Source organism: Providencia sp. PROV032 (assembly GCF_028484875.1).
GTDB classification, from domain to species: domain Bacteria; phylum Pseudomonadota; class Gammaproteobacteria; order Enterobacterales; family Enterobacteriaceae; genus Providencia; species Providencia rettgeri_E.
Genome location: NZ_JAMPSX010000032.1, coordinates 38122 through 53811 on the forward strand (window position 1 = coordinate 38122; position 15690 = coordinate 53811).

At 42.0% G+C, this 15690-nt stretch carries 15 protein-coding genes; 2 read left to right on the forward strand and 13 right to left on the reverse strand.

Features of this window, described 5'->3' with window-relative positions:
• Positions 1 to 101: 101 nt before the first annotated feature.
• The gene (gene umoC / locus PSF42_RS17770) at positions 102 to 527 is read right to left on the reverse strand and encodes a lysozyme inhibitor LprI family protein (protein ID WP_102140101.1); all 426 of its coding nucleotides are present in this window, start codon (positions 525 to 527) and stop codon (positions 102 to 104) included.
• 413 nt (positions 528 to 940) lie between these two features.
• On the opposite strand from umoC, the gene mutS reads away from it, so the two are divergent.
• Both mutS and miaE read left to right on the forward strand, forming a co-directional pair.
• On the forward strand, positions 941 to 3508 hold the full coding sequence (mutS, locus tag PSF42_RS17775) for a DNA mismatch repair protein MutS (RefSeq protein ID WP_272680466.1): 2568 nt from the start codon (positions 941 to 943) through the stop codon (positions 3506 to 3508).
• Position 3509: 1 nt separating this feature from the next.
• Positions 3510 to 4274 carry a tRNA isopentenyl-2-thiomethyl-A-37 hydroxylase MiaE gene (gene miaE / locus PSF42_RS17780; RefSeq protein WP_125893910.1) on the forward strand — a complete coding sequence of 255 codons (765 nt, stop codon included), beginning with the start codon at positions 3510 to 3512 and terminating at the stop codon, positions 4272 to 4274.
• Positions 4275 to 4351: 77 nt separating this feature from the next.
• On the opposite strand, the gene rpoS is transcribed toward miaE, so the two are convergent.
• From rpoS to cysG, 12 genes are all read right to left on the reverse strand, one after another.
• Entirely contained in the window at positions 4352 to 5338 is a 987-nt protein-coding gene (gene rpoS, locus PSF42_RS17785) for an RNA polymerase sigma factor RpoS (RefSeq protein WP_125893908.1), read from the reverse strand.
• A 54-nt stretch (positions 5339 to 5392) separates the two neighbouring features.
• Positions 5393 to 6463: a murein hydrolase activator NlpD gene (nlpD, locus tag PSF42_RS17790; protein ID WP_272680467.1), complete on the reverse strand. Its 1071-nt coding sequence runs from the start codon at positions 6461 to 6463 to the stop codon at positions 5393 to 5395.
• Between the two features lie 303 nt (positions 6464 to 6766).
• The gene (locus PSF42_RS17795) at positions 6767 to 7393 is read right to left on the reverse strand and encodes a protein-L-isoaspartate(D-aspartate) O-methyltransferase (protein WP_213914309.1); all 627 of its coding nucleotides are present in this window, start codon (positions 7391 to 7393) and stop codon (positions 6767 to 6769) included.
• The gene (gene surE, locus PSF42_RS17800) at positions 7390 to 8151 is read right to left on the reverse strand and encodes a 5'/3'-nucleotidase SurE (RefSeq protein WP_125893903.1); all 762 of its coding nucleotides are present in this window, start codon (positions 8149 to 8151) and stop codon (positions 7390 to 7392) included. Before surE ends, PSF42_RS17795 begins: the two co-directional genes overlap by 4 nt.
• Entirely contained in the window at positions 8129 to 9187 is a 1059-nt protein-coding gene (truD, locus tag PSF42_RS17805; RefSeq protein WP_248466914.1) for a tRNA pseudouridine(13) synthase TruD, read from the reverse strand. The genes surE and truD overlap by 23 nt, the downstream gene beginning before the upstream one ends.
• The gene (gene ispF, locus PSF42_RS17810; protein WP_004260732.1) at positions 9153 to 9665 is read right to left on the reverse strand and encodes a 2-C-methyl-D-erythritol 2,4-cyclodiphosphate synthase; all 513 of its coding nucleotides are present in this window, start codon (positions 9663 to 9665) and stop codon (positions 9153 to 9155) included. Before ispF ends, truD begins: the two co-directional genes overlap by 35 nt.
• A gap of 9 nt (positions 9666 to 9674) precedes the next feature.
• A complete protein-coding gene (gene ispD / locus PSF42_RS17815) occupies positions 9675 to 10412 on the reverse strand; it encodes a 2-C-methyl-D-erythritol 4-phosphate cytidylyltransferase (RefSeq protein WP_125893899.1) in 738 nt (245 codons plus the stop codon).
• 67 nt (positions 10413 to 10479) lie between these two features.
• Positions 10480 to 10767: a cell division protein FtsB gene (ftsB, locus tag PSF42_RS17820; protein WP_004260736.1), complete on the reverse strand. Its 288-nt coding sequence runs from the start codon at positions 10765 to 10767 to the stop codon at positions 10480 to 10482.
• Between the two features lie 160 nt (positions 10768 to 10927).
• Positions 10928 to 11536 (reverse strand): adenylyl-sulfate kinase, encoded by a 609-nt coding sequence (cysC, locus tag PSF42_RS17825; protein WP_125893897.1) that lies wholly within the window; start codon positions 11534 to 11536, stop codon positions 10928 to 10930.
• Between the two features lie 5 nt (positions 11537 to 11541).
• Complete coding sequence (gene cysN / locus PSF42_RS17830; RefSeq protein WP_272680468.1) at positions 11542 to 12984, reverse strand: sulfate adenylyltransferase subunit CysN; 1443 nt, start codon at positions 12982 to 12984, stop codon at positions 11542 to 11544.
• Between the two features lie 36 nt (positions 12985 to 13020).
• Positions 13021 to 13929 carry a sulfate adenylyltransferase subunit CysD gene (gene cysD / locus PSF42_RS17835; RefSeq protein WP_125893893.1) on the reverse strand — a complete coding sequence of 303 codons (909 nt, stop codon included), beginning with the start codon at positions 13927 to 13929 and terminating at the stop codon, positions 13021 to 13023.
• A gap of 13 nt (positions 13930 to 13942) precedes the next feature.
• Positions 13943 to 15355: a siroheme synthase CysG gene (cysG, locus tag PSF42_RS17840; RefSeq protein WP_125893891.1), complete on the reverse strand. Its 1413-nt coding sequence runs from the start codon at positions 15353 to 15355 to the stop codon at positions 13943 to 13945.
• Positions 15356 to 15690: the final 335 nt, after the last annotated feature.

Genomic DNA, 15690 nt, shown 5'->3' on the forward strand with positions numbered 1-15690 from the left:
AATTAAGAAGTTAATTAAGGGGAAAAGACGTTTTTTCTATATTAGATAATAGCGCATCATGACATACATAAAGGCGCCAAAATACATAATGAAAAATACGATTAAAGACTCAGCGCTTCAATTCTGAAATAAGTCAGTTTAACCTTACACGCTAACATCACATCCCCTATTCCGCTTCCACCAAGTAAAGCATCACCTTGACGTTGACACTCACTGGTTCTGAACGCCAGAAAAGCATCCTGTGATTTTTTTAGAGAAGCAATCGCTTGTGCTGTTGCAGAAGAGTCAATTTTTTTCAGTTCAGTTTCATTATCTGCAAGTGATTTACTCATCATCTCATCTGCTCTATCTAGCTTACTTTGTAAACATGCTTGAACTGCTGTCCGTGGAGCATCTGCAATCTGCTCATAGCATTCGTTGAGAGGATCCGTTGCTAACCCAGGTACTGGGACATTACTAGCATAAACCATCACAGGCATAGTCATTGCTGCAGCGATAAATAATGCTTTTGATGTACTTAACTTCATAAAAACCTCTCAATTTGTATATGAAGTGCCTTTTTAACTTATACGAATAAAAAAATCGATATAACACACTAACTTTATGGACTATTCTTAGTATTTACTCATAGTAATAAGACTAATCCTGCAGTCTAGATTTTTATCTTGAATTTGCATATTCCTAATATGAGGCAAAATCCAGAACAACATGCCTACATAAATTTCATTTTTAGTCATCAATTTTACCTTTGTATCACTAATACATATTTCAGACACTTTATCACCAAATGCACGTTGCTCCCGATAACCTCAACGTAATACCATAGAGAAATCCATGGCTAACTCGTTTGCCTACTCTCATTTGAGACGATCTGTGGTATTTTAGTCTCTGAACACCTCACAGAATTTAGTTAACTCAATACGTTAGAACAGACAACATTATGACTGATAAGCAAAGTTTCGAATCCCACACACCAATGATGCAGCAGTATCTAAAACTAAAAGCACAACATTCAGACATACTGCTGTTTTATCGCATGGGTGACTTCTACGAACTGTTTTTTGATGATGCTAAAAAAGCGTCTCAACTGTTAGATATTTCCCTCACCAAGCGAGGTCAATCCGCAGGGCAGCCGATCCCTATGGCGGGTGTTCCTCACCATGCTGCAGAGGGTTACTTAGCTAAATTAGTACAAATGGGTGAATCCGTCGCCATTTGTGAGCAAATTGGCGACCCAGCGACCAGTAAAGGGCCAGTTGAGCGTCAAGTAGTACGCATTGTGACACCAGGCACCATTACCGATGAAGCCCTATTAAATGAAAGGCAAGACAACCTTTTAGCCGCGGTATGGCAAGACCAACAAGGTTTTGGTTTCGCAACATTAGATATTACCTCCGGTCGCTTTATTATTAGTGAAATTGCCGACGAAGAGGCATTACAAGCCGAACTGCAGCGCACTCGCCCTGCTGAACTTCTATACCCCGAAGATTTCGCCAGTATGGCATTAATTGAACATAATAAAGGCCTACGTCGTCGCCCATTGTGGGAATATGAACTCGATACAGCAAAACAACAGCTCGGTTTACAGTTTGGCACGAAAGATTTAATCGGTTTTGGGGTTGAAGATGCCCATAAAGCGCTCAGAGCCGCAGGTTGCCTATTGCAATATGTAAAAGATACTCAGCGTACTTCACTGCCCCATATTCGCAGTATTGTGATGGAAAAACAAAATGATAATGTCATTTTGGATGCAGCGACTCGTCGCAATTTAGAAATCACGCAAAACCTTGCCGGTGGTACAGAAAACACACTTGCCGCCATTTTAGATATGTGTGTGACCCCAATGGGTAGCCGTATGCTAAAACGTTGGCTACATACCCCATTGCGTAATATTCAAGTATTAAATAACCGCCAACAAGCTATTAGTGCATTGCAAGAATGCGGTTTTGAATTGCAACCATTTTTGCGCCAAATAGGGGATTTAGAACGTGTATTAGCACGCTTAGCACTGCGTTCCGCACGCCCACGTGACTTAACCCGTATGCGTTACGCATTCCAGCAATACCAAGATATTCATCAAATACTAAGCCAATCAAGTTGTTCGTATTTACAAGCTCTTCAAAATCGTATTGGTCAATTTGATGAGTTACAAGACTTACTTGAAAAAGCGATTATTGATGCGCCGCCTGTATTGGTACGTGATGGCGGAGTTATCGCCCCAGGTTATAACAGTGAACTCGATGAATGGCGTGCTCTTGCTGATGGAGCAACCGACTACCTCGATAGACTCGAAATTCGTGAGAGGGAAAAACTGGGGATCGATACCCTAAAAGTCGGTTATAACGCAGTTCATGGCTACTATATTCAAGTTAGCCGCGGTCAAAGCCATTTAACGCCTATCCATTACGTCCGTCGCCAAACGTTAAAAAATGCGGAACGCTATATTATTCCTGAACTCAAAGAGTATGAAGATAAGGTATTGACATCAAAAGGAAAAGCACTCGCTATTGAAAAAGCGCTGTATGATGAGCTGTTTGATATGCTATTACCTCATCTTGCTGCGTTGCAAACCAGTGCTGAAGCACTCGCTGAGCTAGATGTCCTAGCCAACCTTGCGGAAAGAGCACAAACTCTAGGCTACGCTTGCCCACAACTGACTGAGAAACCGGGTATTCAAATTACCGAGGGTCGCCACCCTGTAGTAGAACAAGTGCTTAGCGAACCGTTTATTTCCAACCCATTATCGCTGTCACCGCAGCGTCGTTTATTGATCATCACAGGTCCAAACATGGGCGGTAAAAGTACCTATATGCGCCAAACCGCATTGATTACCCTGTTAGCGTATATCGGTAGTTTCGTCCCTGCCAGCAAAGCGGTGATAGGCCCAGTCGATCGCATTTTCACCCGTGTCGGCGCCTCGGATGACCTTGCATCTGGCCGTTCAACATTCATGGTGGAAATGACAGAAACCGCTAATATTCTTCATAATGCAACAGAGAATAGCTTAGTGCTAATGGATGAGATTGGTCGCGGGACTTCAACCTATGATGGTCTTTCTCTTGCTTGGGCTTGCGCTGAGAATTTAGTGAATAAAATCAAGGCAATGACATTATTTGCAACCCATTACTTTGAATTAACAACACTCCCTGAGAAACTCGAAGGTGCGGTCAATATCCATCTCGATGCTATTGAACACGGTGATACCATTGCTTTTATGCATAACGTTCAAGACGGTGCCGCTAGCAAAAGCTATGGCCTTGCTGTCGCTTCTCTTGCCGGTGTACCAAAGGATGTGATTAAACGGGCAAAACAAAAACTTAGAGAACTTGAAGTTATCTCAAACAATGCCAATGCGAGCCATGTGGATAGCGCACAACTGAGCTTTTTAACCACAGAAGATGTCGAGCCATCACCAGTATTAACGGCTCTAGCTGAAATTGATCCAGATAAACTCACTCCACGCCAAGCCCTAGATTGGATTTATCGGTTAAAGGATATGGATAACTAACATGGATGAGTATGCACAGTTACTCGCACCAATCAGGCAGTTTCTGCAATGTGAAACACCTGATGCGTGGGTAAAAAAAGCGAGTTTGCCTGAAAACTTGCCCATTATCTTAAAAGACCATTTATTATGCGAGTTAAAGGCCGCGCAAAGTGCGATGTTTTTAATTCGCAAGTATGCTGTCGATAAAGACAGTGCTGCAGTGCTACTTGAATGGTTTAAACCTTATGAATCATTTGCTTATGATAGGGTTGGTGACATCCATACATTAAGAAACAAAAATCAGGTTTCTAAACAAATATTGGCAAAAAAACAATCACCTTATAGTCAAGATTTAATTGATAAAATGGTCCTGCTAATCAAAGAGGAACTTCATCATTTTTACCAAGTTCTAGAGATTATGCATGAACGTAATATTCCATACGATGGCATCACTGCAGGCCGTTATGCTAAAGGGTTGTTGAGCCATGTCGACCCCCATGATCCAAAAACCTTAGTTGATAAACTAATTATTGGAGCTTATATCGAAGCACGTTCTTGTGAGCGTTTTGCTAAATTAGCCCCATTTCTTGATGAGCAGCTTGCAAATTTTTATATTTCATTATTACGCTCAGAAGCTCGCCACTATCAAGATTATTTGCACTTAGCACAATTAATTAGCAAACAAGATATTACTGAACGAGTTAATTATTTTGGCATTATTGAAGCTGAATTAATTTCAACACCGGATGACGATTTTAAATTTCACAGTGGTGTTCCCATTAATTAAGCTCACTCTCTATTCTTTACATACAAAAACCCCTATAAACATTAGCTTATAGGGGTTTTTAACTATCGAATCAACATCTACATATTAAATATCGACTCTAAGGTCAGCTCTTCTCCATGTAAAATATCTTTCAATCGCTTTAAACCTTCGACTTGGATCTGGCGAACACGTTCTCTTGTTAACCCTATTTCACGGCCAACTTCTTCTAGAGTTTCCGCTTCATAGCCTAAAAGCCCAAAACGTCGTGCTAAAACCTCCCTTTGTTTTGGGTTCAATTCATATAACCACTTAACAATATTTTCTTTTAAGTCATTATCTTGAATTGTATTTTCTGGACCTGAATCATTATCATCAGACAATACCTCAAGCAAAGATTTCTCTGAGTCCCCTGCAATTGGCGTATCAACAGATGTGATACGTTCATTTAAACGTAACATCCTACTGACATCTTCGACAGGTTTATCTAGCTGCTCAGCGATCTCTTCAGGGCTTGGCTCATGGTCCAACTTCTGGGCTAATTCACGTGCAGTACGGAGGTAAATATTGAGTTCTTTAACGATATGAATAGGAAGGCGAATAGTTCGAGTTTGATTCATGATAGCGCGTTCGATCGTTTGACGGATCCACCACGTTGCATATGTTGAAAAGCGAAACCCCTTTTCTGGATCAAACTTTTCAACGGCACGAATTAACCCAAGATTTCCTTCTTCTATCAAATCGAGTAATGCAAGGCCTCGATTATTATAGCGGCGTGATATTTTTACAACGAGACGAAGGTTGCTTTCTATCATACGCTGTCGTGATGCGATATCACCACGCAATGCACGTCTTGCATAGAAAACTTCTTCTTCTGCTGTAAGGAGTGGTGAGAACCCAATTTCACTAAGATAAATTTGAGTGGCATCCAGAACACGCTGACTTGTGTTCTGGAGTAAATCCATTTCGTCATCTAGCTCAGTAACCAGATCCTCTTCTTTAAACTGACTCTCATCAAAAGTGTCATTTAAATTACTTTCATCGAGGTCATTGTATAACTCGTTAACTTTCAGCGAACTTTGGCTCATCAGTGACTCCTACCCTAGATAATGCGGGTAGAATGCCAAAACACTCTACCCAGTTTATCGCTGCGGCAAATAGCGCAACGGGTTTACTGATTTTCCCTTGTAACGAATTTCAAAGTGTAGTCTAACCGAACTAGTTCCAGTACTACCCATAGTGGCTATTTTTTGACCCGCAGTGACGTCCTGCTGATCACGCACAAGCAATGTATCGTTGTGAGCATAAGCACTTAAGTAGTCATCGTTATGTTTTATAATTATTAGATTTCCGTATCCACGCAAAGCATTACCTGCGTAAACGACTTTTCCTGGCGCAGCAGCAAGCACAGCTTGACCACGAGAACCGGCGATATCTACCCCTTTGTTCCCGCCTTGAGCATCAGAGAAACCTTCAATCATTTTCCCTTCTGCTGGCCAACGCCATTTTATTGACGAATTATTTGTACTGCTGACTGCAGTAGAAGCGGTTGTTGTCGAGGTTGTTGTTGTCGTTGAAGCCTGTGTCGCAGGTTTCTTATTATTAGGCAACATCTTACCTGAATTTTGACCACCACTGTTTGCAGGATACTCATTAGTTGTTCGAAGATCAACCGCTTGCTGATGACTATTTGATGAATTTGCCGCTAATTGAGTGTTCGAGTTCACATTTGTGTTACCAATATTAATAACCTGCCCTACATTTAGACTGTAAGGTTCTGAAATATTGTTTCTCGATGCTAACTCACGGAAATCATTACCGGTTAAGTATGCAATATAGAATAATGTATCACCACGCTGGACCGTATAACTATTACCGCTATAACTGCCTTTTGGAATACTGCCATAGTCACGGTTGTATACTATGCGCCCTTCACCATTAGTTGTTACCGGTGCTGAACTACGGCTTACAGGCTGAGTATTTGTATTACTTGATAAATTTGGACGAGACGATGGCATTGCCGTGCTCATACCCGTATTTGGTGACGAGGCCGGTGTCGTCCTTTGCACCGTTGGCTGGCTAGATTGGCTATCATTCACACTCGAAATAGGTGCTGCTGTATGATACGGTGTAGAACAACCTGCCAATAGCGCTCCGCTAAATGAAAAGATGACGGCCCATCGAATTCTGCTTATAGGGCTAACAATTTTCATGCTTCTTCTCCCGTGAAGAAAAATCTGACGTGACAATTCAAAATAATGTCAGCAATAGAGTTATCATAAAATATTTCACTTATTAAAGCAGAAATACAAAATAGTGAACAAGTTAAATATATTAAAAATATAACAATTTGAGAAAATGACTAACAGTTTAAGCTATTCCCTCGAATTCAGCTGGGTAAAATATCATATTTGGAATAGTTTTACTGCTATTTGCGTTAATGAAACCTTTACAATGATATTTAATTTAAATCGATTATTTTTATAATCATTTTTTTAAATACCATTGCAAATAGGTTAAAGGAGGTCACCGGCAACCAATGGGACAAAACGAACTTTTTCAATAAAATTCGTATGGTAATCATTACCACGTCGAGTAATTAGCTTCAGCGCTTGTTCTTTATCACCGACAGGTAAAACCATTCGCCCACCATCTTTTAATTGCCCCAATAGTAGAGTTGGTATTTCTGTTGGTGCCGCAGTAACTATGATGGCATCAAAAGGCCCTTTTGATTGCCAACCTTCCCAACCATCACCATGGCGTGTTGAAATATTATGTAAATCAAGCTGTTTCAGGCGCCGCTTTGCGGCCCACTGCAAGCTTTTTACCCGCTCAACAGAAAAAACATGCTTAACCAAGTGTGCCAATACTGCAGTTTGATACCCTGAGCCTGTCCCTATCTCGAGAACGTGATCATCCGGTGCTAAAGCCAATAGTGCCGTCATTTTAGCAACAATATACGGCTGTGAAATAGTTTGCCCATGACCAATAGGTAATGGGATATTATCATAGGCTTTATGGGAGAGCGCTTCATCCACAAACCGTTCCCGCGGAACGAGTGAAATGGCATCTAATAGGCGCTCATCGTGAATTCCCTGTTGGCGTAATTGAGCCAAAAGTTCTTTCATGAGCCCTGTATTCATTTTACTGACACTCCTGATTTTTCAAGCCACTCTTCCACTAATGAGTGTGCTTTATAAGCGGTTAGGTCAACTTGTAATGGGGTGATTGAAACATACCCATTTTTCACGGCTTCAAAATCCGTTCCAGGACTGGCATCACGAATTTCCCCAACGGGACCTAACCAATACAATGTATTCCCTTTCGGGTCCTCTAGGCTATATACCTCAGAAGCGGCATGACGACTACCACAGCGAGTAACTTTGATACCTTTAATTTCTTCGTATGGGATATCAGGCACATTAATATTTAAAATATTCCCTGCTCGCAATGGGTTCGTCTGTAAAAGTGCGAGGATCTCGCATGTCACTTTAGCGGCACTTTCATAATGCGTTTCCCCATCTAACGATACCGCAATTGACGGTAAACCTAAATGGCGGCCTTCTGTTGCCGCTGCAACCGTGCCTGAGTAAATAACATCATCCCCTAAATTAGGGCCACAGTTGATACCAGATACAACAATATCAGGACGTGGGCGCACCACTTTATTCACCCCAATATAGACACAATCTGTTGGTGTGCCTTCCTGTACAGCAAGGTCGCCATTACTTAGTGTTTGAATTTTAAGTGGTTTATCTAATGTTAATGCGTTCGATGCCCCACTACGATTGCGATCAGGCGCAATCACCTGAACATGATAATATTGGCGTAGTGCAGCTGCAAGAGTTTGAATTCCCGGCGCATTTACCCCGTCGTCATTACTCAATAAAATCTTTAGCATCGACATTATCCTGCCCATTTTGATTAATAATTTCTCTCACAACACTGGTTGCAAAACAACCCGAGTTTAAGAAAAAATTCAGTTTTACCGTCGAGTCATCCAACCATTCCCACTGTAAGTCTTGTGGCTTAACAACTATCGCCCTTCTAGCTGAAGAAACTCGTTCGCGCTGCATTAAAGAGATAAAGGGTTGGTAATCCGCTAAACACTGAGTTTCAAATGCCTGAGCTTCATCCTGAGTTCCCAACGCACCATCACCGGGTAATGGCGCGGTAATGCTTAACTCGTTGGACTCTAAGCGAGGTTGCAATGTAGCAAACTCATCTTGTGTCGCGACAAACCAACTCCCTCTGCCCGTTAATTGCAATGCATCACCTAACATCACGTGTTGGGCAGTATTATTTGCAATACGTTCACTTGCCACATGATTAAACATGGCACTACGCGCAGCAGAAAGATAGAAGCTACGCTTGTTGCGTTCACGCACGTTGATTTCTTGGTTTGCCCAACGCAACGCTTGCGTTAAATTTTGCCCGTCACGTCCAAAACGTTGTTCACCGAAGTAATTAGGTACCCCTGATAATGCAACTTTGTGTAAACGTTGTTCGACATCTTTCGCATCCGAAATATCACGCAAGGTTATTTCGAACTGGTTTCCTTTCAAGGAACCAATACGTAATTTACGTTTTTGTCTGGTGACTGCCAGTATTCGGCAGCCTTCTAGCTGCCATGTTGAAAAAACAGGCGTTTCTTTACCTGGCATTTGCAAACAGAACCATTGCTCCGTCACAGCGTGCCTGTCTTTTAAACCTGCGTAACTGACAGCTCTGGCTGAAATTTTAGCAAACTTTGCAAGTTGTTCCGCAACGAACACCGTATTGCAGCCTGTTTTTTCCACGCGAACCATGACATGTTCGCCTTCGCCATCTAGCTCAAAGCCCAAGTCTTCTTTGACGATAAAATCTTCTGGGACACTTTTTAATGTGCCAGAAGATAATGGCTTACCATGCAGGTACTGAACATTCATTACTTTCATTACTATTATCTTTTATTAAAAGAACAACCGCAGCACAGGCAATGCCTTCTTTACGACCCACAAAACCTAATTGTTCTGTCGTGGTCGCTTTCGCATTGACATCATCCATGTGACACTCTAGGTCTTCGGCAATATTCACACGCATTTGAGCTATGTGTGGCAACATTTTTGGCGCCTGAGCCATGATGGTAATATCAATATTCCCAATGCGATACCCTTTGGCACGTACATGGCAAAATGCGTCTCTCAATAGTACTCGGCTATCCGCCCCTTTATAGGCAGGGTCAGTATCAGGGAATAATTTACCGATATCCCCTAATGCAGCTGCGCCGAGAATTGCATCGGTTAACGCATGCAATACCACATCACCGTCAGAGTGCGCAAGTAAACCTTGTTCATAAGGGATACGCACGCCACCAATGATGATAGGGCCTTCGCCACCAAATTTGTGTACGTCAAAACCGTGTCCGATTCTCATTTTTTTTCCTTAATTGTTCATTCTTGAAAGATAAAATTCCGCTAAAGTGAGGTCTTCTGGGCGCGTCACTTTTAAATTATCAGCGCGGCCAGCCACTAACATCGGTTGATGGCCGCAATATTCTAGCGCAGAAGCTTCATCGGTGATTACTGCGTTTTCTTTCAAGGCTTTACTTAGACAATCCCGTAATAATATTAACGGAAAAAATTGTGGTGTAAGGGCATGCCATAACGCTTCACGTTCAACGGTATGGTCAATTAATTGACTGGCTGTTGAGCTGCGTTTCATGGTATCACGCACTGGGGCAGCGAGGATCCCACCACAACAATTTTGTTCCGCTGCTAATTGAATAATTTCATTTAAATCTGATTGATGAAGGCAGGGGCGCGCGGCATCATGTACTAATACCCAGCAATCTGAAAAGTTGGGGTTAGTGATTAAAAAATCCAGACCTGCTAATACTGAATCGGCACGCTCTTTGCCACCAATAACCGTCGTCACACGAGGGTCATTAGCAATTGCAAGTTGCTGAAAATAATCGTCTTCCGCACTCAAAGCAACCACAATCTCTTGCACTTTATCATTTTCAAGCAATGCGCTTATGGTGTGTTCAATGATTGTTTTACCTGCAACCTGCAAGTATTGTTTTGGGCACTCTGCATTCATACGGCTACCGACCCCAGCCGCAGGGATCAATGCAACAATTTGCGGGAGATTGTTTTGTGGGGCATGGTTTGGATTTGTCATTATTGAATTCTTACATCAGAAATTATCAGGCTAATGGGTACACTATTTTGACATCATATTATTGTGTCTATTTCTGGTTATTACTTTCTTTAACCATTCGATAAAATGACTCTCCGGGTTTGATCATCCCAAGCTCAGTTCGAGCTCGTTCTTCAATCGCATCTTGGCCATCATTTAAGTCATTGATTTCAGCGAATAGCTGTTCATTACGCATTTTTAAGCGCGAATTTACAATTTCCTGAGCAGCGACATCATCTTTGACTTGTACGTAGTCATGTATGCCATTTTTGCCTAACCATAAGGAATACTGTAACCAAGCTAATATCGCAATTAATAGTAGCGTTAATTTACCCATTTTGCCCCCTGAAATGATTTGCTAATCATCCCATAACTCAACGATTGACGCTACTGTGATACTAAAATTGTGATAAAAAGTCAGATTAAGTCGGTTTTTGATCCGCAAAATACCGCCTTATTTTACCATCGGATAAAATAAAGGGGGTATTTAAGCTGTATTAATAATCTAGTTGAATGACATGATTGCGCAATAAAAGCGCAATAATTTGGGAAAGGGAATCCGAAATCGGTTGCTGCCCATCCAGATGCAGCTCAGGGTGTTGCGGTTCTTCATAAGGGGAGTCAATTCCGGTGAATTGTTTAATTTTCCCTTCCCGCGCTTGTTGATATAACCCTTTAGGGTCTCGCTGTTCACAAATACTTACCGGGGTATCCACGTACAGCTCAAAAAATTGATCGGGTTCAAATAAGTCACGGACTTTCTGCCTATCGTCTTGAAAAGGTGAAATAAAGGCAGTCGCAACAATTAACCCTGCATCAACCATTAGCTTCGCCACCTCCCCCACTCGACGGATATTTTCTTGCCTATCAGCCTCATTAAACCCTAAGTCGCCGCATAAACCATGGCGAATATTATCGCCATCCAGTAAATAGGTTTTCATTCCCATGGACGTAAGTTGGTGCTCTATTGCCCCCGCCAATGTTGACTTTCCTGAACCTGATAACCCGGTGAACCACAACACGGCACCTTTGTGGCCATTATTACTCTCACGTAACTGGCGAGTTACTGCATGTTGATGCCAAACAATATGGTTTTCTTTTGTCATCCGTGCTATTTCCCACCCAATACATCGCGCGCACCCCAATGTGGGAAATGGCGGCGAACTAATTTATTTAGCTCAATTTCAAATTCACTAAAATCGCTGGGTTGTTCAAAGACAGGGGTTTGTGTTTCACGGACTAAGCCCGCTCCGACAGTCACATTGGTGAGTCTATCAATAAAAATCATTCCGCCTGTGTCTGCATTGCGTTGATAGTTTTCCAGTAACAATGGTTCATCAAAGGAAAATTCCACTAAACCAATCCCATTCAACGGCAGCTCTGTCGCCACTTTCTGCGTTAAATTATTGATATCAATTTGATATTGAATATTTTCCACTTTTGCCCGACTGCGTTTTCCTGCAATTTTAATATCCAGTTGCTGGCCTTGAACTAACGACTGTTCAGACATCCATACCACATCGACAGAGGCATGCTGTGTGCTTTGTAAGATTTCATCTTGTGCGACAATCAAGTCGCCACGACTAATATCAATTTCATCCTCAAGCACTAATGTAATCGCTTCCCCTGGCACCGCAAAATCTTGTAATCCTGAAAATGTCACAATTTCTTTGATTGCTGAGGTGGCACCGGATGGCAATACTTTGACCTTTTGTCCCACTGCCACAACCCCTGATGATAATGTTCCGCTGTATCCACGAAAGTCTAAATTTGGGCGGTTCACATATTGCACAGGAAAACGCAAAGCTTGCTCCGAGGCTTTTTGTTCCACTTGGACATTTTCCAATATCGATAATAATGTATCACCTTGATACCACTTAAAATTATCGCTAGCATTCACAATGTTATCGCCATCAAGGGCTGAAATAGGGACAAACCATACCTTTAAATCAACCGGCAATTCCGTCGAAAACTTTTGGTAATCCTGCTTTATTTTGTCAAAAGTGGTTTCACTGTAATCCACTAGATCCATTTTATTGACAGCAACAATAAGATGGCGGATCCCAAGTAATGTGCTAATAAAACTATGTCGACGCGTTTGCTCCTGTACCCCTTTTCGAGCATCGATCAACAAAATAGAAAGTGAGCAAGTTGATGCGCCTGTCGCCATATTGCGCGTATATTGCTCATGGCCGGGGGTATCCGCAATAATAAACTTGCGCTTTTCTGTTGAAAAATAACGATAAGCTACATCGATTGTGATCCCCTGCTCACGTTCAGCAGCAAGGCCATCCACCAGCAAAGCAAGATCAAGCTTTTCCCCTTGAGTCCCTATCCGCTTACTGTCACTTTGCAGAGTTGACAGCTGATCTTGGTATATTTGGCGAGTATCATGCAGTAAACGGCCGATTAAGGTGCTTTTACCATCATCCACATTGCCACAGGTTAAAAAACGCAATAATCCTTTTTGTTGCTGCGCCAATAAATAAGGCTCTACACCACCTTGCTGTTCAATTTGATGAGCGATTGATTCATTATAAACGGCTTGTGCCATGATTTTTCTCCTGACTTTGCGTATTCACCTTGCCCACTAAAAATAACCTTGGCGCTTTTTCAACTCCATCGAAGCGGATTGGTCGCTATCAATCAGCCGCCCCTGCCGCTCACTTGTCGTGGAAATCAACATTTCTTCTATGATCTCAGGCAGCGTTTGTGCTTCTGATGGCACAGCTCCAGTCAGTGGCCAGCAACCTAATGTCCTAAAACGCACTTTTTGCTGGCTAACCACTTCGCCAGGTTGTAGGTCGATACGGTTATCATCTACCATTAATAAAGTCCCATCCCGCTGAATAACTGGTCGTTCTTTTGCAAAGTACAGGGGAACAATGTCGATATTTTCCAAATAGATATATTGCCAGATATCGAGTTCAGTCCAATTTGATAGTGGGAAAACACGAATACTTTCTCCTTTATTGACCTGCCCATTGTAGTTATGCCATAGCTCAGGCCGTTGGTTTTTAGGATCCCAACGATGAGATCGGTCACGAAAAGAGTAGATCCGCTCTTTTGCACGTGATTTTTCTTCATCACGACGAGCACCACCAAAAGCAGCATCAAAACTGTACTTATCCAAAGCCTGCTTTAAGCCCTCGGTTTTCATAATATCAGTGTGCTTAGCACTGCCATGCACAAACGGGTTGATCCCTAATTTTTCCCCTTCAGGGTTACGATAAACAAGTAGCTCAAAACCATATTTTTCTGCCGTTGCATCACGAAATTCGTACATTTCACGAAATTTCCACCCTGTATCAACATGTAAAAGAGGAAATGGGAGCTTTCCTGGATAAAATGCCTTGCGTGCTAAATGCAGCATCACGGAAGAATCTTTACCAATAGAATACAGCATCACTGGGTTAGCAAATTCGGCGGCAACTTCACGAATGATATGAATACTTTCTGCTTCTAACTGCTGTAAATGAGTTAATTTTTTGTCGTTCACGATAGCCCCTTACTTAAGCCAGTTCCAATACGGCACTGCGCCATCTTATATCTTCAGTTTGCGAACCAAACCATGCGAGTTGTTGGTGCAATGCAGCCACTTCACCGATCACTATCAAAGCAGGAGCAGGAGCCTGCTGCGCTAATGTTTCGAGCTCATACAATTTGCCAGTTACGACTTTTTGTTCACGCCTTGTACCACAGCCGATAACCGCTACAGGGGTATTTTGAGCTCGACCGAATTGGATTAATTGCTCACTGATTTTCGCGGCCTTCACCGTGCCCATATAGATAGCTAAGGTTTGATTTCCTCGGGAAAGTGCCTGCCAATCGAGTTCAGTTCCATTTTCACGGCAATGCCCCGTAATAAATGTAATGCTTTGTGAATGTTCACGGTGAGTCAGCGGAACCCCCGCGTAAGCGGCTGCACCAATTGCTGCGGTCACACCCGGAACCACTTGAAATGGGATCCCCGCTTGCGCTGCAACTTGTAGCTCTTCTCCCCCTCGCCCAAAAATGAAAGGGTCCCCCCCTTTAAGGCGCACGACTTTTTTACCTTGTTGAGCAAATTTCACGATCAGCGCATTGGTTTCTTCTTGAGAAACGCTATGAGCCCCTGCACGTTTACCTACGCAAATCTTGTCTGCATCACGGCGAACTAATTCAAGAATTTCTTCGCTAACTAAATGATCATATAAAACCACTTCCGCGCTTTGTAAAACCCTTAGCCCTTTTAACGTGAGCAACCCTGCATCCCCCGGCCCAGCCCCCACTAAAGTTAATTCACCGTGGTTATCTGGCTCATACAGTTGTCGCTCCAGTTGTTGCTCCGCTTCGCTGAATTGCCCTTTTTCAACTAAGGAGGCAAAACGTCCACTAAAACTTTTTTCCCAGAAACGTTTTCTTTCACGCATATTCATTAACGTTTCTTTGACTTTATGACGCCAGCGGCCGGCTATTTCCGCCATTTTCCCCAAAGACGTTGGCAACATCGTTTCCAATTTTTCTCTGAGTAAACGTGCTAATACAGGCGCAGTCCCCCCTGAAGAGATCGCCACAATCACTGGCGAGCGATCGATAATAGAAGGGACAATAAATGAACATAATGGTTGGTCATCGACGACGTTAACGAATATTTTTCGCTCATTCGCATCATAGAAAACCTTTTCATTCAGTAATGCATCATCCGTTGCAGCAATAACCAGAAAAGCATCATCTAAATGAATAGTTTGGTAATCTTCTGCTAACCAAACAAATTTATTTTGTTGATATTCAGTTTGAAGCGGAGTACATAACGTTGGTGAGATGATCACTAAATTCGCTTGTGCTTTTATTAGCAATTCTGCTTTTCGTGCTGCGACCACACCGCCGCCAATTAACACGACCTTTCGCGTGCGGACATCGACAAATAACGGTAAATAATCCATCTTGCTCACCCATCGTTATATAAACTGATTATAAGAAATATAAAGTTGACTATATGGTTTCAGACAATAGGTTTGAAATGACAAAAAGCTCTTTCTTGTAACTGAAAAGCATAAGCCAGAAAATTCACATAAAAACCATCAAAATAAGTTAATTTTAAACAAAATACACAAAACTTAACGCAAACTGCTAATTTTCATAATAAAAACAAAAATAATAAAAAATAAAGAGATGCTTATTTTTAATAAAAACCATCCCTTTGTAATTAAACAAATATTTCATCAAGTCTGCTATTATTTACAATCTAAACTCAATTCATGGCTTAAAGAATGATTAA

What these genes read in the sequence shown, in the direction of transcription:
- cysN (WP_272680468.1), bottom strand. Translation starts at nt 12,984, where the DNA reads ATGGCACAAGCCGTTTATAATGAATCAATCGCTCATCAAATTGAACAG.
- nlpD (WP_272680467.1), bottom strand. Translation starts at nt 6,463, where the DNA reads ATGAAAATTGTTAGCCCTATAAGCAGAATTCGATGGGCCGTCATCTTT.
- miaE (WP_125893910.1), top strand. Translation starts at nt 3,510, where the DNA reads ATGGATGAGTATGCACAGTTACTCGCACCAATCAGGCAGTTTCTGCAA.
- rpoS (WP_125893908.1), bottom strand. Translation starts at nt 5,338, where the DNA reads ATGAGCCAAAGTTCGCTGAAAGTTAACGAGTTATACAATGACCTCGAT.
- truD (WP_248466914.1), bottom strand. Translation starts at nt 9,187, where the DNA reads ATGAAAGTAATGAATGTTCAGTACCTGCATGGTAAGCCATTATCTTCT.
- surE (WP_125893903.1), bottom strand. Translation starts at nt 8,151, where the DNA reads ATGCTAAAGATTTTATTGAGTAATGACGACGGGGTAAATGCGCCGGGA.
- umoC (WP_102140101.1), bottom strand. Translation starts at nt 527, where the DNA reads ATGAAGTTAAGTACATCAAAAGCATTATTTATCGCTGCAGCAATGACT.
- ispD (WP_125893899.1), bottom strand. Translation starts at nt 10,412, where the DNA reads ATGACAAATCCAAACCATGCCCCACAAAACAATCTCCCGCAAATTGTT.
- cysC (WP_125893897.1), bottom strand. Translation starts at nt 11,536, where the DNA reads ATGACAAAAGAAAACCATATTGTTTGGCATCAACATGCAGTAACTCGC.
- ftsB (WP_004260736.1), bottom strand. Translation starts at nt 10,767, where the DNA reads ATGGGTAAATTAACGCTACTATTAATTGCGATATTAGCTTGGTTACAG.
- ispF (WP_004260732.1), bottom strand. Translation starts at nt 9,665, where the DNA reads ATGAGAATCGGACACGGTTTTGACGTACACAAATTTGGTGGCGAAGGC.
- mutS (WP_272680466.1), top strand. Translation starts at nt 941, where the DNA reads ATGACTGATAAGCAAAGTTTCGAATCCCACACACCAATGATGCAGCAG.
- PSF42_RS17795 (WP_213914309.1), bottom strand. Translation starts at nt 7,393, where the DNA reads ATGAATACAGGGCTCATGAAAGAACTTTTGGCTCAATTACGCCAACAG.
- cysG (WP_125893891.1), bottom strand. Translation starts at nt 15,355, where the DNA reads ATGGATTATTTACCGTTATTTGTCGATGTCCGCACGCGAAAGGTCGTG.